The organism is Leifsonia sp. Ger2509 (genome assembly GCF_055231915.1).
Genome location: NZ_JBUYVB010000003.1, coordinates 153654 through 172353 on the forward strand (window position 1 = coordinate 153654; position 18700 = coordinate 172353).

Here is an 18700-nt window from a genome sequence, read left to right on the forward strand (position 1 = left end):
AACTGTGAGTCCCGTTCCTGCGATCGTCGTCAGCGACCTGTCGGTCGAGTATCCAGCCAGAGGGCCGAGCGCGGCGCATGTCGCACTTCGTGGTGTCAGCCTCCGGGTGGAGCCCGGCGAGATCCTGGGCGTCCTCGGCGAGACCGGGTCGGGCAAGTCGACGCTCGCCCGTGTGCTCTCCGGCCGCGGGATTCCGAAGCGCGCGACGGACCCGGGCCCGAGGATCACCGGCGGGGATGCGACGGTGCTCGGCCATTCGCTCCGGCGGGCGCGAAAGCGGGACATCGCCGAGATCACCTTCCACGTCGGCTTTCTGGAGCAGGAGGCGGCGAACACCCTTGAACCGACCCTGACGGTCGCCGAGAACGTGGCTCTGCCGATCTTCGAGCGCGATCACGGCTACAGCAGGCGGGCTGCGGGGGAGCGGGCGGCGACGATGCTCGACACGGTCCACCTGCCGCTCAGTGTTCTCAACAAGTATCCGTACGAGCTGAGCTCGGGGCAGCGACAGCGGGTCGCGCTGGCTCGCGCGCTCGTCCTCGGCCCGTCCGTTCTGGTCGCCGACGAGCCCACCGCGGGCATCGACGCGACAGTGCGGGATGCCGTCATCGACCTTCTCGGGCAGCTTCGGGAGCACCGGGGGTTCGCGGCGATCGTCGTCAGTCACGATCTCGCGATCCTGCGCCGGGTGACGACCAACTCCGCCGTTCTGCACGAAGGACGGGTCGTCGGCTACGGGCCGATCGACGATGTGCTGGCGGCACCGGAGCATCCCTTCGTCGCCGGCCTCGCGACCGCGCTCAAACCACCGCAGAAACGCACCGAACGCCGGCCGCAGAAGGTGGCAGGCGCCCCCGCTCGAACGATGGAAGGCCACGCATGACACCGCACCCCCGCAGACAGGGCCAGCATCGCGCCGTCGTCGCGGAGGAGGGAACCGTGCTGCCTGCAGACGAACGGCCCGAACCGGGTCCGATCGCGGTGCTCCCGCGTGCGAGCCAGCTGTTCGTGGACGCGGTCGCCGCGGGCGGCGGGACGGTCGCCGAACTCTCCGAGGACACCCGCGGCCTGATCTGGCTGTCGTACACGGCGGAGGGCGAATTGCGAGAGGCGCTGAAGGCGCATCCGGGGGTCGGCTGGGTGCAGCTGCCCTACGCCGGCGTGGATGCGTTCGCCGATGTCCTGGCCACGGAGTCGCGTGCCGGACTCATCTGGACCAGCGCCAAGGGCGCGTACGCTGAGCCCGTCGCCGAGCACGCACTCGCGTTGGCGCTCGCGCTGCTCCGTGTGCTCCCGAAGCGCGTCGTCGCGACCAGCTGGAGTACCGTGCCCGAGGGCCGGTCGCTGTACGGGTTGAACGTGGTCATCATCGGTGCGGGAGGCATCGCGCTGGAGCTGATGCGGCTGCTCGAGCCGTTCGACGTGGAGGTCACCATCGTCCGGCGGTCGGCGGAAGCGGTCGTCGGGGCAAGCCGTACCGTGCAGGCCGACCAGTTGGCGGAGGTCCTGCCCGACGCCGACATCGTGGTCGTCGCGGCCGCGCTCACCGGGGGCACGCGGCAACTCATCGGCTCGCCCGAGTTCGAGGCGATGAAGGAATCGGCCTACCTCATCAACATCGCACGCGGTGGGCTCGTCGACACCGACGCGCTGGTGGATGCTCTTGCCCGCGGGAAGATCGCCGGCGCCGGTATCGATGTCACCGATCCGGAGCCGCTCCCGGACGGTCACCCGCTGTGGGACGAGCCGCGTTGCCTGATCACCCCGCACTCGGCGGATACTCCGGAGATGACGGCGCCGTTGCTGGCCGAGCGCATCCGCGTCAATGTCGAGGCGTTTCTCGGCGGAGGACGCTTCGTGGGCATCGTCGACCCGGCCGCGGGCTACTGAAACAGCGGGTGAACGGCGTGCGACGCGCGCGGAGGTCTGCGGCGATTTTGCGCACCCGAAACCTTTGATAAAGTAGCTACGCTGTTCAAGCATTCCTCGATAGCTCAATTGGCAGAGCAGCCGGCTGTTAACCGGCAGGTTCTTGGTTCGAGTCCAAGTCGGGGAGCTGAGGCCCGGAGACTCCACTCTTCGGGCCTTCTTCTTTTCCCGTACTCCCACGGGAGTACCACCGGTCGAGCCCCCGAGCCGATTACACGCTCAGGGTCGCTGGTTAGCATGGGTGGATGGCCCCACGCCCGACAGACGCCCGCTGGCCGGACTCTGCCGGGCCGCCGCAGGGCTGGCAGGGGCGCAGGCCGCCGGGGGCCCGCTGGATCCCCGTCGTCGTCGCGCTGGTCTTCCAGCTACCCGGTGTCGCGATCGCCCTCCACGAGTGGTCGAGCACCGCCCTCGTCGTCGCGATGCTGGTGGCCCTCGCTTCGACTTTCCTTCTCCTTCTCGCACGTTCGCATCCCGGCCCCGTCGTCGTCGCGATCGGCGCTCTCTGCACGCCGGCGATCGCGTTGGGCGCCGGCCCGCCGTTCGCAGCCGTCCCGCTGGCGTTCGCCATCGTGATAGCGGCCGCGCGCGGTGCACGTGCGTGGGCGTGGGGGACTGTCGCCGGACTCGCCGTTCTCGGCCCGCTCACCGCGTACCTGGTCTCGGGGACGACGCTGGCCACCATCCGCCCGCTGATCACGGCGCTCGTCCTGTCCCTGCTGGTCGGAGTCGGCGAGGCCATACGCAACCGTCGCGAACGCTACCGGGAGATGTCACGACAGGTGGCCGCCCGTCGCGTGTCCGCAGCGGAGGCGGAACGGGTCCGAATCGCGCGCGAGCTTCACGATGTGCTCGCGCACTCGCTCTCGCAGATCAGCGTTCAGGCTGGTGTCGGCCTCCACCTTTTCGACACGCAGCCCGACAAGGCGAAGGAGGCGCTTGCGGCGATCAAGACGACCAGCGGCCAGGCGCTGGAAGAGGTGCGCGGGGTACTCGGCTTCCTGCGCACCGAAGACGAGCAGGCGGCCCGGTCTCCGGAGCCCGATCTCGCGCGCATCCCGATCCTCGTCGCCACCTACACCCGCGCCGGTCTCGCCGTCTCGTACGAGAACACCCTCACCTCCACTCCGGGACCGGCGGTGCAGCTCGCCCTCTTTCGCATCGTGCAGGAGTCCCTCACCAACGTGGGCAGGCATGCGCAGGCGTCGAACGTGAGCATCCGGCTGGGTGAGGAGGGGCGCGACTACGTGCTCACCGTCACCGATGACGGCAGAGGCATCGGCGGGACCGCCGGCGAGAAGGGCGGCGGACTGCTCGGGATGCGCGAACGGGCAGAGCTCCTCGGCGGACGGTTCGAGGCCGCCGACCTGCCAGGCGGCGGTTTCCGTGTCAGCGCGAGCATCCCCATCCGCACCGTCGCCCAGCCCGCTGAGGGCGGGCAGCGATGATCCGCGTGCTGCTCGCGGACGATCAGCACCTGGTGCGTGCCGGATTCCGCGCGCTTCTCGATGCAGAGCCGGACATCGATGTCGTCGCCGAGGCGTCGACCGGGCGCGAAGCCGTCGACCTCGCGCGCACGACACGACCGGACGTGGTGCTCATGGACATCCGGATGCCCGACGGCGACGGACTCTGGGCGACCGAACAGATCGTCGGCGACCCCGAGCTCGCGTCGACCCACATCGTCATCGTCACCACCTTCGAGCTCGACGAGTACGTGGCCCAGGCCATCCGGGCGGGAGCCAGCGGCTTCCTCGTGAAGGACACCGAGCCGGTCGACCTTCTCCGCGCGGTGCGGGTCGCCGCCGCAGGCGACGCCCTGCTCTCCCCGGGTGTCACCAAGCGGCTGCTCGAACGCGTCGCGACCGGCCTCAAGCCCCTTCCGGAGACGACGGCGCTGGCAACGCTCACCGACCGCGAGCGCGAGGTCCTCGCCCTGGTCGGTCGCGGCCTCACGAACACGGAGATCGGGGAGGAGCTGTTCCTCAGCCCCTTGACGGCGAAGACGCACGTCTCCCGGATCATGACCAAGCTGGATGCGCGCGACCGCGTCCACCTCGTCGTCGTGGCGTACGAGACCGGGCTCGTCCAGCCGGGCTGGCAGTAGCGCGGGGCGCCGGCTGCTCCCGGGGGAGTAGTCGGATTCACTCCGGCGAGCGGATTCGCGTCGGGCCCTGCGTGGCGAAGCTGGTGTCATCGATTCGCACACCGCGGATCCACACCCAACCGATTGGATCGCCACCATGTTCACATCACTCGCCGCCCAGGCGGCCGTCGTCTGCGGGACCCCGTGGGTCGGTTTCGGCTTCGGGTGGTGGTTCTTCCTCATCCCGCTCTTCTGGATCGGTCTGTTCTTCCTGATCTTCGGCCTGGTCGGACGCCGCTGGCGCCGTGCGTCGGCAGCCGGGTACGGACCCGGTCGCGGCTGGAGCCAAGGGTCGCAGGCAGCCGAGCGGACGCTCGCCGAACGCTACGCCCAGGGCGACATCGATGAGGCCGAGTACCGCGCACGCCTCGAAGTGCTGAGGGCGAACCGCCAGAACGGTTCCTGACGCACTGCGTAGACTCCCTCTGGGCCGCACGCTGAGCAGGCGGCCCAGAGGGAGTTCTATGTTCGGCACGTCGAACGGCTGGTTCGCGGTCATCACGCTTGCCGCACTGGTCGCGGTCGTCGTGTTCCTGGTGCTGTGGCTGCTGGCCCGCTCAGCGGGGCGCAGGCGAGGCGACGCGCGCTCCGAGTCGGAATGGACACGCATCGATCGTGAGCTGGAACTCGCCGAACAGGCGGGCCGGATGCGCATCGTCCGCGAGCTTCAGGATGTCGCCATCCAGTCGGTGGCCCGTCTCGTCACGCAAGCCGAGGGCATCCGCTACGCCGCCGAGTCTGACCCGTCGGCGGCTGCCCGGTCCGCGGCGTCGCTCGAGTCGCACGCACGGGATGCGCTGGCCGACATGCGGCGTGTGCAGTCCGTGATGCACGAGGGCGAGGCGGTCTCGGTTCCGCAGCCGAGCCTCCACTCGGCCCGCGACCTCTTCCGGGTGATGCGCGAGGCCGGGCTCCAGGTCACCTTCACCGAGGCCGGCGACCGTTTCGAGTTGCGCCCGGGGGCGGAGCTCGCGGTGTTCCGCATTCTTCAGGGCACGCTCGAGAACGCTCTCAAGCACGGCGGCGCAGGGACGGATGTGCGGGTCGGGTTCGGGTGGACCGGCGACGGCCTGCAGGTCACGGTCGACGACGACGGCATCCGGGCGGCCGCACGGCGTGCCGGGCTCGACAGCGAGCAGGTGGCAGCGGCTACGCAGTACACGATCGATGAGGACCTGAAGGCGCTCACCGAGTCGATCTCGGGTGCGGGGATCACCGAGATGAGGGAGCGCGCCGAGCTGTTCGGCGGCATCCTCACCGCGCGTACGGTGCCGGGCGTCGGGTTCTCCGTCTCCGTCGTCTTCCCTGCGCTGCGCTTCCACAACGGTGTCCACGGAGTGAACCTGGGTCGTTGACGCGTCGGTCCGTTGACCCGTTGGCCCGCTGACGCAGGCACGCCGGGACGCGCCGGCGGTGGTCAGTCCTCGAGGTGGTCGATGCCCGGCGTCCAGCTGAGGCCGGGGACGCCCCAGCTGTTGCGACGGGATGCTTTGGCGGCCGCCTTCGCGTGCGGGTGCTCGAGCCGGTCGACGTAGATCACGCCGTCGAGGTGGTCGAACTCGTGCTGGAAGATGCGCGCCAGCCAGCCGTCGGCGCGGATCTCGAACGGCGTGCCGTCGGGATCGACCGCGTGCAGGATGGCGCTCTGTGCGCGGACGAGGGGAAAGCGCTCACCCGGAAACGAGAGGCAGCCTTCCGAATCGGCGTCCTCGTCGGGGGCGCCGGTCGGCAGCGTGCTGATCCAGAGCACCGGGTTGATCGCGACACCCCGATGGAGCACGGCGTCGTCATCGGTCCAGCCGAACACGAACAGGCGAAGCGGAATGCCGACCTGCGGCGCTGCCAGGCCGACGCCGGGCGCCTCATCCATTGTCTGGAACATGTCGTCGACGAGGGTTCGCAGCGTGTCGTCGAAATCGGTGACGGGGGAGGCGGGCGTGTGAAGCACGGGGTCTCCGGAGATCCGGATCGGAAGGACGGCCATTCAGCAAGAATATCGACACGAAACTAGGTATGGTCGTGGGGTGAGCGTGGACTTGGCGGATGCGGTGGGGCAGCTCGCCCTTGAACCCAAACAGTTCCTCGGCATCCCCATCGCCCTCATCGGCGCCTGCTTCCTCTCCGTCGGTGCGCAGCTCCAGCACCACGGTGTCGCGAAGGTCGAGGCGAGCGAACCCGACATGGCCGGCGGCGGCCTCAGCGGGCGGCAGCTCCTCCTCCTGCTCCGGCGACCGTCGTGGGTGATCGGCACGCTGATGCTCGGGCTGGCGATCGTCTTCCAGCTGGTCAGCCTGTTCCTCTCGCCGCTGATCGTCGTCCAGCCGCTCGGTGCCGTCGCCCTCGTGATCACCGCGATCCTGAACGCCCGCGTCAGCCACGTCAAGCTCAACCGCAGCTCGGTCATCGCCATCAGTCTCTGTGTAGGGGGTGTGGCCGCCTTCGTGCTGCTGGCGGCGTTCTTCGCCCGGGAGCTTCCGGTTACCGACCGCGACCTCATCCTGATCCTGATCATCCTGGCGATCGTCCTCGTCGTGTTCGCGCTGCTCTTCGTCTTCCTGCGTGCGCGCTTCAAGGCGCTCATGTACATCGTCGGAGCCGGCGTCCTCTACGGCTTCGTCGCCACCCTGGCCAAGGTCGTGATCGCCCGGCTCGTGCAGCGCGACTTCGACGGCCTGCTGGTGCTGTGCATCATCGCCCTGCTGGCGGCGGCTGCGCTGGGCGCATACTTCGTGCAGAACGCGTACTCCGCGGGCCCGCCCGACCTCGTCATCGCGGGGCTCACTGTCATCGACCCTGTGGTGGCCGTCACCATCGGAATCGTCATCCTGGGCGAGGCGTCCCTGGCGCCGCTGTGGGTCGGAATCGGCTTTGTCATCACCGGAGCGGTGGCGATCTACGGCGTCTTCCTGCTGGCGAAATACCACCCGCAGTCCGTCGACGCGACGCCGACACTGGAGGCGGTCGTCGCCCCGGTTACCGACAGGGCAGCCCAGTCCGGCTTAGACTAGGCCAGTGAATCAGCCACCCGGCAGCAGTCGGCCGGTGGCGAAACAGGCGCCGGATCTTGGTTCCCGGCCACAAACGTAGGGATCACTCCACTTGTCCGATTCGAACGGTTCGCATGAATCCGTGCCCACCGGTTCACCTTCGGGAACGAAGAAACCCCTGAAGGTGCTGATCGGTGCCGACACGTTCGCGCCGGATGTCAACGGAGCAGCCCGTTTCGCCGAGCGCCTCGCCTCCGGCCTGGTCGCGCGCGGCCACGAGGTGCACATCGTCGCACCGGCGGCTTCGCGCAAGCACGGAACCTGGACCGAAGAGTACGAGGGCGAGACCGTGACGGCCCACCGCCTCTACAGCTGGCGCTGGTACCCGCACGACTGGCTCCGCTTCGCGCTGCCGTGGCGCATCAAGCAGAACAGCGCGCGCGTGCTCGACGAAGTGAAGCCGGATGTGGTCCACTTCCAGTCGCACATCGTGGTCGGGCGCGGGCTGTCGATCGAGGCGGAGAAGCGCGGGATCCGCATCATCGGGACCAACCACTTCATGCCCGAGAACATGCTCGAGTTCACCCTGCTCCCGAAGTGGATCCAGGAGTGGGCGATCGGCCTGGCATGGAAGGCCGCGCGTCGTACCTTCGGCCGCGCCGAAGCCGTCACGACGCCGACACGCAAAGCTGCGGACTTCCTCGAGAAGTTCACCGGTCTGCGCGGCGTGCACGCGATCTCGTGCGGCATCGACGCGCACAACTACACCCCGGACTTCACTCCGCGAACCGAGAACCGCATCCTGTTCGTCGGCCGGGTGACCGGCGAGAAGCAGATCGACGTGCTGCTGAAGGCGATCACCCTCCTTCCCGCCTCGCTGGATGCCAAGCTCGAGATCGTCGGAGGCGGGGACCAGTTCAAGAACCTCCAGCATCTCGCCGAGCAGCTCGGAATCGCTGACCGCGTCAGCTTCGCCGGCTATCTGACGGATGAGGAACTGCGGCAGGCGTACACGCGGGCGACCGTCTTCGCGATGCCGTCGATCGCGGAACTGCAGTCCATCGCCACGATGGAGGCCATGGCCTCCGCGCTCCCGGTGGTCGCGGCGAACGCGATGGCGCTCCCGCACCTCGTACACGACGGCGAGAACGGATACCTGTTCGAGCCGGGCAACGCGCAAGCACTCGCGGACCGCATCGAGCGCATCCTCATGATGCCGCAGGACGAACTGGATGTGCTGAAGAACGCGTCCCTCACGATCGTCTCGGCGCACGACATCCAGCGCACGCTCTCCACATTCGAAAGCCTGTATCGTGGTGAGGCGGTGGCCGACCCGGTGACGGATGCGGCCCCGCCGGTGACGACGAAAGAGTAGTCGTCCCAGGGGCGGTAGCTCAGCTGGTTAGAGCATCGGACTCATAATCCGCCGGTCACGGGTTCAAGTCCCGTCCGCCCTACTGTCCCGTCGGCTCGTCCCCACCAGTTCGGGATGGACCGTCCAGCTCGCCCTGACGGGATACTCCCGATGTGGCAGCCATACGGCTGAACGCTCCGGGTTGTGGCGCCTGGGTCGGCTGAGGACTAGCCTTCATGCCACGGGCCGTCGCGGCCTCGAAGGGGTGATCCGATGGCATCGAACGGCCGGGCGCGGGTGATCGTGCGCGATGGTCCGTGGGGGTTCGTATTCCTCCTGGCCTACATCGGCGCCGCTGTCTACTTCGTCTCGGCGTCCGACGGTTCCTTCTGGGGCGTCGTCCTCGGTCTGCTCGAGGCGATCGTGTGGCCTGCATACGTCGTGTATCACGTCCTCGTCCTCCTGGGCGCGTAACCGCCCGTCGCAGCAAGCGCGAGATGAGGCGTGAGCGTGTCCGGCGTCGGATGCGGGGGCGCTCGACCGCGGGGCCCTAGACTCAGGCGACACTCGACCCGCCTGACAGAAAGAGCGCTATGCCCGACCTGACGGCACCCGATCTCAACGACCCGTTCGCACCGCCCCCGGTCCGTGCGCCCGCCCCGGCGGAGGACGAGCGCGTGCGCACGAAACTGGGCCGTAGGGCGATGATCATGGCGATTGCGGTGTGCGCCTTCTCGATCCTGATGTCGCTGCTCGTCGGGCTCTTCGGCACGACGGTGTATACCTACGGCACCGCGACGTCAGCCGGCTTCCGCGCCGTGCCGAACGCCACGGCGTTCGGTTTCCAGGCCTTCGTCGGTACGGTCTTCGGCACGTGGGCCGTCGTCCAGGGAATCGTGGCGACGGCGAAGAATCGCGGTCGCGCATTCGGCGTCGCGGCGATCGTGGTGGGCGCATCCGCCCCGTTCGTCAGCCTCATTGTCTGGCTGGTCCTCGGCAGCGCCTTCGGTCACCACGTCGGCCTGTAGGGCCGGCTCAGGGCGTGCCGCTCACGAGCTCCGTCGCAGCGTCGGCGAACGACGGGAACGGCCCGAATCCGAGGGGCGCGCCGCCGGTCGGCAGGTCCTGGGGGTAGGCGACGTAGCCGCCGTCCTCTTTGATGATCTGGCCGACGCTCTCGGTGCCGTACGGCGTATTGCGAACGATCGACCAGGTCTCCGCCTCGCTCACTTCGCAGAAGTAGTCCCTACCGTCAAAGGTCGTCGTCCACTGCTCTTCGGTGCTCACGGGCTAACCATATTCGACACTCCGCAACGGGCGAAAGGTGGCCGCATCCCGGATGCCGTATTACCGTGGGGAGTGCGACGAGTCGCCCGAAGGCTCACCAGCATTGACAAGATGGCCGATTCCGGCCGCCGACAACACTGGTTCTGAAGGGCAATCCGATGCGTCCACTCCTGCGTACCGCTGTGACCGGGATGGCGGTGCTCGCCGTGATAGCGGGGGTCGCCACCGGCGTGACGCAGCCCGCGAGCGCGTCGGCGGAGTCGACACCGACGGCGTCGGTCACGCCGGCACCGGCCGTGACCGCGACCACCGCTCCGGCCCCTGCACCGAGCCCGTCACCTGCACCCGCTCCCTCGCCTGCACCATCCGCACCCGCGACTCCGAGCCCGGCCGCAACGAGCCTGCAGCCCGATCCGGTCACCCCGGACCCGTCGCTGACGACGATGAACGCGGCCGGCAACCACAGCATGGGTTCGACGGTCCAGGAGTTCGAAGGGGTCCCGGCCCCCAAGGTGTCGACCAGGATGGCCGAACCCCTGGCGACTGCTGCAGCCGCAGGCACGCCGCCGGGGGTTCCCGGCCTCGACGTGAGCGGCTGGCAGGTTCTCAACGCATCCAACTGGGCCACCATCCGCGCCAACGGCGCCCGTTTCGTGTATGCGAAGGCGACCGAGGCCACCGATTACACGAGCAGTCAGTTCGCCGAGCAGTACAACGATTCGTTCGCAGCGGGCCTCGCCCACGGGGCGTACCATTTCGCCACGCCGAACACGTCGTCGGGGGCCGCCCAGGCGAACTGGTTCATGGCGCATGGCGGTGCCGGAACCAATGACGGCCGCACGATGCCGCCACTGCTCGACATCGAGTACAACCCGTACGGGGCCACCTGCTACGGCCTGAGCCAGGCGGCGATGGTGGCGTGGATCCACGACTTCATCAACACGATCCACAACAGGATCGGGCGCTGGGCGGCGATCTATTCGACGACGAACTGGTGGACATCCTGCACGGGCAACAGCAACCAGTTCGCTGCGGACCCGCTCTTCATCGCGCGGTACCCGAACAGCATCTCCGAGGGCGCCGGCACGCTTCCGGCCGGTTGGGGCAGCTACACCCTCTGGCAGTACGCGGATGCCGGCACCTTCCCCGGGGACCAGGACGTCTTCAACGGCAGCGGCACGGCGCTCTCCGCGTATGCCCTCGGTTCGAGCATCGTGCGAACCGTGGCGAATTCGACGGTCTACCTGATCTCCGGGGCGAACAAGTACCCCATTCCGAGTGCGGCGATCCTCGCAGCGCTCGCTCCGCTGGGAAAGGTCGCCTACGTCTCCCAGGGATTCCTCGACACGTTGGCGACTCAGCAGATCGTCACTCGCATCCTCCGCGCGCCGGGCGGCACGATCTATTTCGTCGACTCCGGGCTCAAACTGCCGTTCGGCTCGTGCGCGCAGGTCGTGGACTACGGCGGCAGTTGCGGCCCGAGCGGCTACGCACAGGTGTCGGATGGGCAGATCGCCGCGTACGTGACCGGTGCGGCCGTCGGGCCCGTCATCAACACGAAATCGGCGGGACGTTACTCGATCAGTGGGGGCAAACGCCACGAGATCCTCGACTCCGCGTCGCTCACCGCGTCGGGTGTTCCGGCGTCCCCGGCCAACACCCTGTCGAACGACTCCGTGACCTACTTGCCGTTCGGTGCGCCGATCGTGCGCGACAGCGTCTATGTCGCGCGGACCGGAACGGCGTCGTACTACCTGCTGGCGGGCGGTCGCAAGTACGCCGTCGACGCGGGGGCCGTTGCCCTGTCCGGTAGCGCGTCACGCAAGGCTGGTACTTTGCAGGCCGGGAGCCTGGCAAACATCACGTCGTCGGCCAAGCCCTTCGTGGGCGCGATGCAGCCGTCAGGGAGCTCGACGGTCTCGGTGCTCGGCACCGGCGGCGCCTACACGTGGGCGCACGGTGTCGGGGGAGCATCCTTCACGCCCGCGACCGTCTCGCAGGCGTTCGTGGATTCGTATACGGCGAAGGGGGCCATCGCGCCCGGTACGGCGATCAAGTCCGCAACCGGCGCGACGGTCTACCTCACGATGCCGACCGAGGTGCTCCCGGTCGGAGCGTGGGATTCGCTCGTCGCCCTGTCCGGCGGCAAGACACCGACCATCCTGACCATTCCGCAGGCGGTGGTCGCCTCCCTGAAGTTCGGGCCCGTCGCCCTCACGGCCGGCGCCCTCGTCCGGACACCGCAGAACGCGACCGTCTACCTCGTCAACGGCGTGACGAACAAGGTCGCGTTCAGCGACCTGATCTACCCGTACCAGGCCGGCATCACGAAGCTTACGTACACGACCCAGATGCGCCTCGACGCCTACCCGACGGCGCCGACGCGGCTCGTCTTCGGAATCACCTGCGGGTCGCAGTCGTATTTCAGCGCGGGCGGCTCCGTCCACGCGATCAGCGCATCCCTCCTGCCGGAGTACCCGATCGCGTTCGTTCCGCTCGACACGTTCACCTGTGCGCTGCTCCACAAGGGCACGTCGGCGACAGCGTTCATGCGGACGCCCAACGGTTCGATCTACTATCTCGAAGCAGGAAAGAAGCGGCCGATCAGCAGCCTCGCCCGCTACCAGCAGCTCGCCTCTGGAAAGGGCGGCTACCTCAACGTCACGCAGAAATTCGCGAACCTGATCCCTACCGGCGCGAAGATCTGATCGCCGGCCCGCCCTCGGCCGGACCCGCGGCGACGGTCAGGTCGACGGGACGATCGGCTGCACCGTCAGCAGCTGGATGTCCGAGTTGTCGCACGCCTGGAGCGTCGTCATCGGGACGAAAGCCGACGTCGGCGACTCGGGCGGCGCGACACGGAAGCCGTCCGGGGTCACGACGGTGCAGCCGGAGAAGTTCTGGGCGACTGCGACGCGCAGCAGGGCGGTCGCGGCCTGCCCGGGCTGGAGCGTCTGCAGCGTGGGCGAGGTCGTCGTGTCATGGTTTGCGGAGGGGCCGATCTGGGTCCCGTTGCCTTTCCCGACGAAGGACACCGCTGGATACCCGTTGAGTGTGCAGGCGACGCTGCCCTTGTTCGTGAAGATGATCGGCACGTAGCGGCTTCCCGCAGCCCCCTGGGTCTCGCCGAGCGAGATCGTCAGAACGGAGAGCGCACAGGTGGCGGTGCCGCTCGTCGTGGTCGGCGTCGGCGTCGGCGTCGGGCTCGGCGTCGGGCTCGGCGTCGGTGTCCCCGAGGGGGTCGGACTCGGTGTCGGCGTCGGCGATGCGTTAGCGGTGGCCACGAGCCAGATGATGATTCCGATGAGAGCCGCCACGGCCACGCTCAGGATGACGATGGCGATCGTGCGCCCACGGGTCGCGGGCTTCTTGCTTCCCGGGCCGCCGCCGGTCGAATCGAACTCAGCCATCATCCCGCCGTTCCGTCGCCTGACACGGGATGAGCCCACCCCGCTCCTCTGTCAGTATGGTGCCCAACCGCAGTGCAACGCACGAAGCGGCCCGCGATGTCGCGGTTCACCCTCTGGTCCCGACCGCCTCGGCCAGGGCGTCGAGCACGGCGACCTGGCCCGCGACGACCTTGTCGCGGGCGATCTCGAGGGGGAACCAACGCGCGTCGTCGATCTCGGGGAACTCCTGCTGGCGCCCTGAGCGAGGAGGCCACTCGAGCAGGAAGGTGTTGCTGACGACGGTCGCGGGGGAGAAGTCGGTCTCTGCGATGAATGCGATGACGGTCTTCCCGGATGACTGGCGGAACTCGCCCAGCTTCTCGTACGTCGTCTCCGGGGCCGGCGAACCGATCTCTTCGAGGAACTCGCGCCTGGCAGTGCGCAGCTCGTCACCCTCGTCGCCGTCATCGACGAGCCCTTTCGGAATCGACCACGCCCGGTCGTCCTTGTTCGCCCAGTACGGCCCACCCATGTGCGCGATCCACACCTCGATGTCCTCTCCCGGCCGTCGGCGGTAGAGCAGGATGCCAGCACTGCGAACGGATGCCTTCCGGCTCATGCCGAGCGCTTCTCGAGGAGCTCGTGCAGCTGTTCGATCTGGGCGGAGAGCTCCCTGATCTGACCGCGCGTCGCCGTGCGGGCGTGGTCCTCGGTCAGAACGACGCGCTCGACGATCCACGAGGCGAGTGTGGCGGTCACGACACCGAGCATGGCGATCCCGCCCACCATGAGCCCGACGGCGATGAGGCGACCTGTCTCGGTGATCGGGGCGAAGTCGCCGTAGCCGACCGTGGTGATGGTCACGAACGCCCACCACAGAGCGTTGCCGAAGGTGGTGATGGTCGCGCCGGGCGCGTGCCGCTCGCTGTCGAGCACGGCCAGGGCGGCTGTGAACACGAGGAGGCTGGCGGCGCCCGCGACGTAGATGGCGACTCGTCCCCGGAAGGCGCTGCCGGCGGTCTTCTGCAGCACCGCGAGGATGGTCACCAGTCGAAGCAGGCGCAGCGGACGCAGCATCGGCAGGACGACGATGGCGAGGTCGAACAGATGGGTGTAGAACCATCGCCAGCGTTCGCGCGCCAATGAGAGGTTCACGACGTAGTCGAGGAGGAAGACGCCCCACGTCGTCCAGATGATCACCTCGGCCACCATGGCTTCGGGGCCCTGGAGGTCCGCTATCACCTCCCACGCGTATGTCGCGAGGAAGATCGCGGCCACGATCGCGAGTGGCCACTCGGTCAATTGCTGCCAGCGTGCTTGGGTCATGGCGGAACTCTAGATCACTCGCCGACTGAAGCGTTACGCGGTTGGTCGGCCGCCGCGCCGACCGGAATCCGGACGACTAACGTAGGAAGAGTGAATTCGGGCGATGCATGGGTGGAAGGCCCGAACGGCGAGCGGTATTGGGGGCGTTTCGGCGCAGCCGGCCTGCTGGTGCTCGACCGCTACCGTGGCGTCCTCCTGCAGCACCGCGCCGAATGGAGTCATCACGGTGGAACCTGGGGTCTTCCCGGAGGTGCGAGGCACGAGGGCGAGTCCGCCGTCGAAGGCGCGCTGCGCGAAGCGGCGGAGGAGGCGGATGTTCCGCCCGGCGTCCTGCAGGTGCTCTTCACGAGCGTGTTCGATCTCGGATTCTGGTCGTACACGACGGTCGTCGTCGCGGCGACCGCGCGCTTCGAGCCCCACATCGTGGATGTCGAGAGCATCGAACTGCGGTGGGTCCCGGTCGGCGAGGTGACGGAGCTGCCGCTGCATCCCGGCTTCGGCGCATCGTGGCCGGAGCTACGTGCCCGCATCGCCAGCCTGTCGGACTGAGGACCCGGGCGCCCATCGGCCTCAGGAAGCGAGGGGCGTGCCGTACGCGTTCCGCGGCGTCAGCAGCTGGCGCGGCACGTCGATGAACCCGGGGACGCTTCCGAAGTAGCCGGCATTGCCCGGGTAGCTCGCATGGCCCGGGAAGTTCGGAGCGCCGGGATAACCGGGGTCGACGTGATACGTCGGTTCGAGTCGCCAGAGCAGGCGGTTCTCCACGACCGTTCCGAGGTAGGTGCCATCGCGAGTGGCGACGTCGTCGTTCGACCAGGCGAACCATCCGATCCATTCGCCGTCGGGATCGAACAGGTAGCGCCCGTCGTAATCGGTGCGAAATCCTACGAAAGCGCCCTTGCTGTCGTACAGGTACACTGTCATCGTCGTCGCCTCCCGCGAGTGGTCCGAATTGAAGTGAATTATCCTCACTTTTGTCGTTCGCCGCAACGGATGTGCGCAACGGGATGTCCGCGGCAGGCCGCACAATGGATCAGTGCACATCGTCCTCACCCGCCTCCCCGCCGAGCGCACCGTCGCCATCGAGCTGGACGATGACGGCACCGAGGTCGGCACCCATGAGATCGAGGCAAGCGGGCTGAGCCGCTTCGTGGCCGCCGCTGAGGCGCAGCGCCCGCGATGGGTGTGGAACGACACACGAGCGTGGTACCCGGGGCTGCTGGCGGATGGCGTGCGCATCGACCGGTGCGTGGACCTGGCGCTCAGCCACCGCATCCTGCGCCTGTCGACCCTGAGCGCGCGGTCGGCCTTGGCGCTCGCGCCCCCGAGCGTGTGGGATGCGCTCCCTGTGCTCGACGAGGCACCGGAGGCGTCGGCCGCACTGTTCGACCTCGACGCCGACCTCGCCGAGCCGGCCGCAGACGCGGACCGGGCATCCACGCTGGCGGAGTTCCGCCTGCAGCAGGATGCGGTCAGCACCAGCCCGGAACCCGGCCGGCTCCGCCTGCTGCTCGCGGCCGAGTCCGCCGGCGCGCTCATCGCGGCCGAGATGCAGTTCGCCGGGCTGCCGTGGCGCACCGACAAGCACGATGCGCTGTTGTCCGAACTCCTCGGCGCCCGGCCCCTGGCCGGCACCCGCCCGGCGAAGCTCGAGGCATTGGCGGGACGCGTGCGAGATGCCCTCGACGCACCGTCGCTCAACCCGGACAGCCAGGCCGACCTGCTCCGGGCCCTCCGCCGTGCGGGCCTCGTCGTCACGTCGACGCGCTCCTGGGAACTCAAGAAGATCGACCATCCGGCGATGGGCGCCCTCCTCGAATACAAGAAGCTCTCGCGACTGGTGAGCGCCAACGGCTGGACCTGGATGGACAGCTGGATCCGCGACGGTCGGTTCCATCCCGACTACATACCCGGCGGGGTCGTCACGGGGCGCTGGGCGACACGGGGAGGCGGCGCGCTCCAGCTCCCTCGTCAGGTTCGGGGAGCGGTCGTCGCAGATCCCGGCTGGAAGCTGGTCGTCGCTGATGCAGCCCAGCTCGAGCCGCGAATCCTGACCGGAATGTCCGGCGACACGGCGATGGCCGAGGCCGGCCGGGGCAAAGACCTCTACGAGGGGATCGTGGCGTCCGGTGCGGTCGACGAACGCGCGCACGCAAAGGTCGCGATGCTCGGCGCGATGTACGGGTCGACCACAGGGGAGAGCGGGCGCCTCATGCCGCGTCTCGCCCGGGCGTTCCCGCGGGCGATCCGCCTCGTCGAGGATGCGGCGCGGGCCGGCGAACGCGGCGACGTGGTCACCTCCAGGCTCGGCCGGAGCTCACCGCGCCCGGGGGCGGCGTGGCTCCAGACGCAGGGGAGCGCATCCGCACCCGACTCGACGGATGCCGATGAGCGCCGCGCACGGAGCCAGGCGCGCGACTGGGGCCGCTTCACGCGCAACTTCGTGGTCCAGGCCAGCGCGGCCGAGTGGGCACTGTGCTGGATGGCGGAACTGCGCAAGAGGCTCATTGCGATGACGCCGCCGGGAGCGCGGCTCGAGGACGGCCCGCACCTCGTCTACTTTCTCCACGACGAGGTGATCGTGCACGCGCCCGACGACGTCGCGGAGATCGTGGCCACGACGGTCGCGGAGGCTGCCCGCGAGGCCGGACGACTGCTCTTCGGGGCGTTCCCGGTGGAGTTCCCGGTGACCGCCGCAGTGGTAGAGACCTACGCGGAAGCGAAGTAGGCAATAAACCTGTGTCGAATGTGGTTGGCGCAGGAGACGTGAAAGAGGATGGACACCATGACTGAGACCGCAACCGCACCTGCAGACCCCCGTGACGTGCTCGCCACCTACCACAGCCGTCGCGAGCAGGCCGTGACAGCGCCCAAGGGCAACCTGGCGCTCGTGAACACGCAGTGGATCACCGGAGACCCTGAGGCGCCCGCACAGAGCGTGTGGGGCGTTCCCGGCCTGTGGGCGCCGCTGCCTGCGGGGCAGTCCGGGCTGCGGCTCACCGCGGGAGCGGCGGACGGCATCGTGGTCGACGGTCAACTCGTGGACGGCGATGTCGTTGTCCGCGGCAAAGACGACGCCAGCCCGAGCGAGATCGTCTTCAGTGAGACCGTGACCGGTTTCGTGATCGCGAGTGAGGAAGGCGAATACGCTCTGCGCGTGTGGGATGCGAACTCCGAGGCCATCCAGGAGTTCGGATCGATCGACGCGTTCGACTACAACCCGGACTGGGTGATCCAGGCGAGCTTCACGCCCGTCGAGGGCGGGATGACAGTCGGCTTCGAGCACCTGAAAGACGACGGCAAGACTCGCGACATGGTCATCCCCGGTGAGATCCGTTTCGAGAAGGACGGGGTCGAATACAGTCTCGCCGCCTTCAAGGCCGGTCGCGCCCTGCAGCTGGTGTTCTCCGACGCGACGAACGGGGACTCGACCTACTCGGTGGGGCGCTTCCTCTTCCTCGCACCGCATCCGGATGGCACGGTCACGCTCGACTTCAACCTTGCGGTTCTGCCGCCCTGCGCCTTCAGCTACAACTTCAACTGCCCGCTCCCGCCGAAGCAGAACCGTTTCGCCGTGAAGATCGAGGCCGGCGAGAAGAACGTGCTGAACAAGGCAGGAGAGCTGCTGCACTGAGCGCGGCTCAGCCCTCCGGTGCGGTCTCCGCGACCGGAGGCCGTCCGCGCCGGGGCCGCTCCGTGCTGCGTTCCTGGTACAGGATCGCCGGGTCGTCGGTAAGTGCGCGCGCGACCTCGTCGAGCCACTCGATCGCGGCCCGTGCGCCGAGGCACGCGGCCCGGTTCGCTGCGAGGACCGCGCGCGTGTCGGCATCGTGGTCGAGCTCGCGGATCTTCTCCGAGAACGAACCCCGGTAGTCGGCGATGACCTGGAGCGCATCCGCGTCGACGAGGGAGGCGGCGACCAGCACCTGGTCCTGCATCTCATCCCAGTCCGGGCGGGTGTCGACGGGGCCGCGGGTCAGCCAGGTGAGAGCCTGCTCGCGCCCATCGTCCGTCAGGGCGTAGAGGGGAAGACCGTCATCGGTCGCGCCCGCGGATTCCACAAGGCCCTGGTCGGTCAGCCGGTCGAGTGTCGAATACACCTGGCCGGCGTTCAGTTGCCGGCGGTGCGCGGCCCGGGAGAGGAACTCGGACTGCAATTGCGAGCCGTACGCCGGCCCGAGGGTGAGCAGCGCGAGAAAAGCGTTCTGCACAGACATCGAGCGGCCTCCTTTATCTCTACCGAGCATGCTATTACGTGTGCCGGTCCGAACCGCCGAATCAC

21 protein-coding genes and 2 tRNA genes are annotated in these 18700 nt (G+C 68.4%); 16 read left to right on the plus strand and 7 right to left on the minus strand.

What is annotated here, in order from left to right:
* The first annotated feature begins 4 nt into the window (after positions 1-4).
* The 7 genes from ACV7NN_RS01000 to ACV7NN_RS01030 all read left to right on the plus strand — a co-directional run bounded on the left by ACV7NN_RS01000 (position 5) and on the right by ACV7NN_RS01030 (position 5430).
* Positions 5-883, plus strand: coding sequence for an ATP-binding cassette domain-containing protein (locus tag ACV7NN_RS01000; RefSeq protein ID WP_463347737.1), 879 nt, complete (start codon positions 5-7; stop codon positions 881-883).
* Positions 880-1890, plus strand: coding sequence for a D-isomer specific 2-hydroxyacid dehydrogenase family protein (locus ACV7NN_RS01005; RefSeq protein ID WP_463347738.1), 1011 nt, complete (start codon positions 880-882; stop codon positions 1888-1890). The genes ACV7NN_RS01000 and ACV7NN_RS01005 overlap by 4 nt, the downstream gene beginning before the upstream one ends.
* 93 nt (positions 1891-1983) lie before the next feature.
* Positions 1984-2056 (plus strand) — tRNA-Asn (locus tag ACV7NN_RS01010).
* 118 nt (positions 2057-2174) lie between these two features.
* Positions 2175-3377: a sensor histidine kinase gene (locus ACV7NN_RS01015; protein WP_463347739.1), complete on the plus strand. Its 1203-nt coding sequence runs from the start codon at positions 2175-2177 to the stop codon at positions 3375-3377.
* Positions 3374-4036: a response regulator gene (locus tag ACV7NN_RS01020; protein WP_463347740.1), complete on the plus strand. Its 663-nt coding sequence runs from the start codon at positions 3374-3376 to the stop codon at positions 4034-4036. The genes ACV7NN_RS01015 and ACV7NN_RS01020 overlap by 4 nt, the downstream gene beginning before the upstream one ends.
* 136 nt (positions 4037-4172) lie before the next feature.
* Positions 4173-4481 carry an SHOCT domain-containing protein gene (locus tag ACV7NN_RS01025; RefSeq protein WP_463347741.1) on the plus strand — a complete coding sequence of 103 codons (309 nt, stop codon included), beginning with the start codon at positions 4173-4175 and terminating at the stop codon, positions 4479-4481.
* Between the two features lie 58 nt (positions 4482-4539).
* Entirely contained in the window at positions 4540-5430 is an 891-nt protein-coding gene (locus ACV7NN_RS01030; RefSeq protein ID WP_463347742.1) for a sensor histidine kinase, read from the plus strand.
* A 62-nt stretch (positions 5431-5492) separates the two neighbouring features.
* On the opposite strand, the gene def is transcribed toward ACV7NN_RS01030, so the two are convergent.
* Positions 5493-6059 carry a peptide deformylase gene (def, locus tag ACV7NN_RS01035; protein WP_463347743.1) on the minus strand — a complete coding sequence of 189 codons (567 nt, stop codon included), beginning with the start codon at positions 6057-6059 and terminating at the stop codon, positions 5493-5495.
* Between the two features lie 40 nt (positions 6060-6099).
* On the opposite strand from def, the gene ACV7NN_RS01040 reads away from it, so the two are divergent.
* From ACV7NN_RS01040 to ACV7NN_RS01060, 5 genes are all read left to right on the plus strand, one after another.
* A complete protein-coding gene (locus tag ACV7NN_RS01040) occupies positions 6100-7083 on the plus strand; it encodes a multidrug DMT transporter permease (protein WP_463347744.1) in 984 nt (327 codons plus the stop codon).
* 121 nt (positions 7084-7204) lie between these two features.
* Entirely contained in the window at positions 7205-8437 is a 1233-nt protein-coding gene (locus ACV7NN_RS01045; protein WP_463347745.1) for a glycosyltransferase, read from the plus strand.
* An 8-nt stretch (positions 8438-8445) separates the two neighbouring features.
* Positions 8446-8519 (plus strand) — tRNA-Ile (locus ACV7NN_RS01050).
* A gap of 170 nt (positions 8520-8689) precedes the next feature.
* Entirely contained in the window at positions 8690-8890 is a 201-nt protein-coding gene (locus ACV7NN_RS01055) for a hypothetical protein (RefSeq protein WP_463347746.1), read from the plus strand.
* 119 nt (positions 8891-9009) lie between these two features.
* Positions 9010-9444, plus strand: coding sequence for a hypothetical protein (locus ACV7NN_RS01060; RefSeq protein WP_463347747.1), 435 nt, complete (start codon positions 9010-9012; stop codon positions 9442-9444).
* Positions 9445-9451: 7 nt separating this feature from the next.
* Here the strand turns inward: ACV7NN_RS01060 and ACV7NN_RS01065 are convergent, their stop codons facing one another.
* On the minus strand, positions 9452-9703 hold the full coding sequence (locus ACV7NN_RS01065; RefSeq protein WP_463347748.1) for a hypothetical protein: 252 nt from the start codon (positions 9701-9703) through the stop codon (positions 9452-9454).
* 158 nt (positions 9704-9861) lie between these two features.
* On the opposite strand from ACV7NN_RS01065, the gene ACV7NN_RS01070 reads away from it, so the two are divergent.
* On the plus strand, positions 9862-12411 hold the full coding sequence (locus tag ACV7NN_RS01070) for a lysozyme (RefSeq protein WP_463347749.1): 2550 nt from the start codon (positions 9862-9864) through the stop codon (positions 12409-12411).
* Positions 12412-12447: 36 nt separating this feature from the next.
* On the opposite strand, the gene ACV7NN_RS01075 is transcribed toward ACV7NN_RS01070, so the two are convergent.
* The 3 genes from ACV7NN_RS01075 to ACV7NN_RS01085 all read right to left on the minus strand — a co-directional run bounded on the left by ACV7NN_RS01075 (position 12448) and on the right by ACV7NN_RS01085 (position 14418).
* Positions 12448-13113: a DUF4232 domain-containing protein gene (locus tag ACV7NN_RS01075; protein WP_463347750.1), complete on the minus strand. Its 666-nt coding sequence runs from the start codon at positions 13111-13113 to the stop codon at positions 12448-12450.
* A 106-nt stretch (positions 13114-13219) separates the two neighbouring features.
* Positions 13220-13711 carry an NUDIX domain-containing protein gene (locus ACV7NN_RS01080; protein ID WP_463347751.1) on the minus strand — a complete coding sequence of 164 codons (492 nt, stop codon included), beginning with the start codon at positions 13709-13711 and terminating at the stop codon, positions 13220-13222.
* Positions 13708-14418, minus strand: a complete 711-nt coding sequence (locus tag ACV7NN_RS01085; protein WP_463347752.1) for a potassium channel family protein — start codon at positions 14416-14418, stop codon at positions 13708-13710. The genes ACV7NN_RS01080 and ACV7NN_RS01085 overlap by 4 nt, the downstream gene beginning before the upstream one ends.
* 90 nt (positions 14419-14508) lie before the next feature.
* On the opposite strand from ACV7NN_RS01085, the gene ACV7NN_RS01090 reads away from it, so the two are divergent.
* Positions 14509-14967, plus strand: coding sequence for an NUDIX hydrolase (locus tag ACV7NN_RS01090; protein WP_463347753.1), 459 nt, complete (start codon positions 14509-14511; stop codon positions 14965-14967).
* Between the two features lie 21 nt (positions 14968-14988).
* On the opposite strand, the gene ACV7NN_RS01095 is transcribed toward ACV7NN_RS01090, so the two are convergent.
* Positions 14989-15342, minus strand: coding sequence for a hypothetical protein (locus ACV7NN_RS01095; protein WP_463347754.1), 354 nt, complete (start codon positions 15340-15342; stop codon positions 14989-14991).
* Positions 15343-15454: 112 nt separating this feature from the next.
* On the opposite strand from ACV7NN_RS01095, the gene ACV7NN_RS01100 reads away from it, so the two are divergent.
* Positions 15455-17146 (plus strand): bifunctional 3'-5' exonuclease/DNA polymerase, encoded by a 1692-nt coding sequence (locus ACV7NN_RS01100; protein ID WP_463347755.1) that lies wholly within the window; start codon positions 15455-15457, stop codon positions 17144-17146.
* A 57-nt stretch (positions 17147-17203) separates the two neighbouring features.
* Positions 17204-18052, plus strand: coding sequence for a DUF1684 domain-containing protein (locus ACV7NN_RS01105; RefSeq protein WP_463347756.1), 849 nt, complete (start codon positions 17204-17206; stop codon positions 18050-18052).
* A 7-nt stretch (positions 18053-18059) separates the two neighbouring features.
* Here the strand turns inward: ACV7NN_RS01105 and ACV7NN_RS01110 are convergent, their stop codons facing one another.
* Positions 18060-18635, minus strand: a complete 576-nt coding sequence (locus ACV7NN_RS01110) for a PadR family transcriptional regulator (protein WP_463347757.1) — start codon at positions 18633-18635, stop codon at positions 18060-18062.
* Positions 18636-18700: the final 65 nt, after the last annotated feature.

What these genes read in the sequence shown, in the direction of transcription:
- ACV7NN_RS01105 (WP_463347756.1), top strand. Translation starts at nt 17,204, where the DNA reads ATGACTGAGACCGCAACCGCACCTGCAGACCCCCGTGACGTGCTCGCC.
- ACV7NN_RS01085 (WP_463347752.1), bottom strand. Translation starts at nt 14,418, where the DNA reads ATGACCCAAGCACGCTGGCAGCAATTGACCGAGTGGCCACTCGCGATC.
- ACV7NN_RS01070 (WP_463347749.1), top strand. Translation starts at nt 9,862, where the DNA reads ATGCGTCCACTCCTGCGTACCGCTGTGACCGGGATGGCGGTGCTCGCC.
- ACV7NN_RS01055 (WP_463347746.1), top strand. Translation starts at nt 8,690, where the DNA reads ATGGCATCGAACGGCCGGGCGCGGGTGATCGTGCGCGATGGTCCGTGG.
- ACV7NN_RS01075 (WP_463347750.1), bottom strand. Translation starts at nt 13,113, where the DNA reads ATGGCTGAGTTCGATTCGACCGGCGGCGGCCCGGGAAGCAAGAAGCCC.
- ACV7NN_RS01030 (WP_463347742.1), top strand. Translation starts at nt 4,540, where the DNA reads ATGTTCGGCACGTCGAACGGCTGGTTCGCGGTCATCACGCTTGCCGCA.
- ACV7NN_RS01015 (WP_463347739.1), top strand. Translation starts at nt 2,175, where the DNA reads ATGGCCCCACGCCCGACAGACGCCCGCTGGCCGGACTCTGCCGGGCCG.
- ACV7NN_RS01005 (WP_463347738.1), top strand. Translation starts at nt 880, where the DNA reads ATGACACCGCACCCCCGCAGACAGGGCCAGCATCGCGCCGTCGTCGCG.
- ACV7NN_RS01095 (WP_463347754.1), bottom strand. Translation starts at nt 15,342, where the DNA reads ATGACAGTGTACCTGTACGACAGCAAGGGCGCTTTCGTAGGATTTCGC.
- ACV7NN_RS01020 (WP_463347740.1), top strand. Translation starts at nt 3,374, where the DNA reads ATGATCCGCGTGCTGCTCGCGGACGATCAGCACCTGGTGCGTGCCGGA.
- ACV7NN_RS01080 (WP_463347751.1), bottom strand. Translation starts at nt 13,711, where the DNA reads ATGAGCCGGAAGGCATCCGTTCGCAGTGCTGGCATCCTGCTCTACCGC.
- def (WP_463347743.1), bottom strand. Translation starts at nt 6,059, where the DNA reads ATGGCCGTCCTTCCGATCCGGATCTCCGGAGACCCCGTGCTTCACACG.
- ACV7NN_RS01025 (WP_463347741.1), top strand. Translation starts at nt 4,173, where the DNA reads ATGTTCACATCACTCGCCGCCCAGGCGGCCGTCGTCTGCGGGACCCCG.
- ACV7NN_RS01110 (WP_463347757.1), bottom strand. Translation starts at nt 18,635, where the DNA reads ATGTCTGTGCAGAACGCTTTTCTCGCGCTGCTCACCCTCGGGCCGGCG.
- ACV7NN_RS01060 (WP_463347747.1), top strand. Translation starts at nt 9,010, where the DNA reads ATGCCCGACCTGACGGCACCCGATCTCAACGACCCGTTCGCACCGCCC.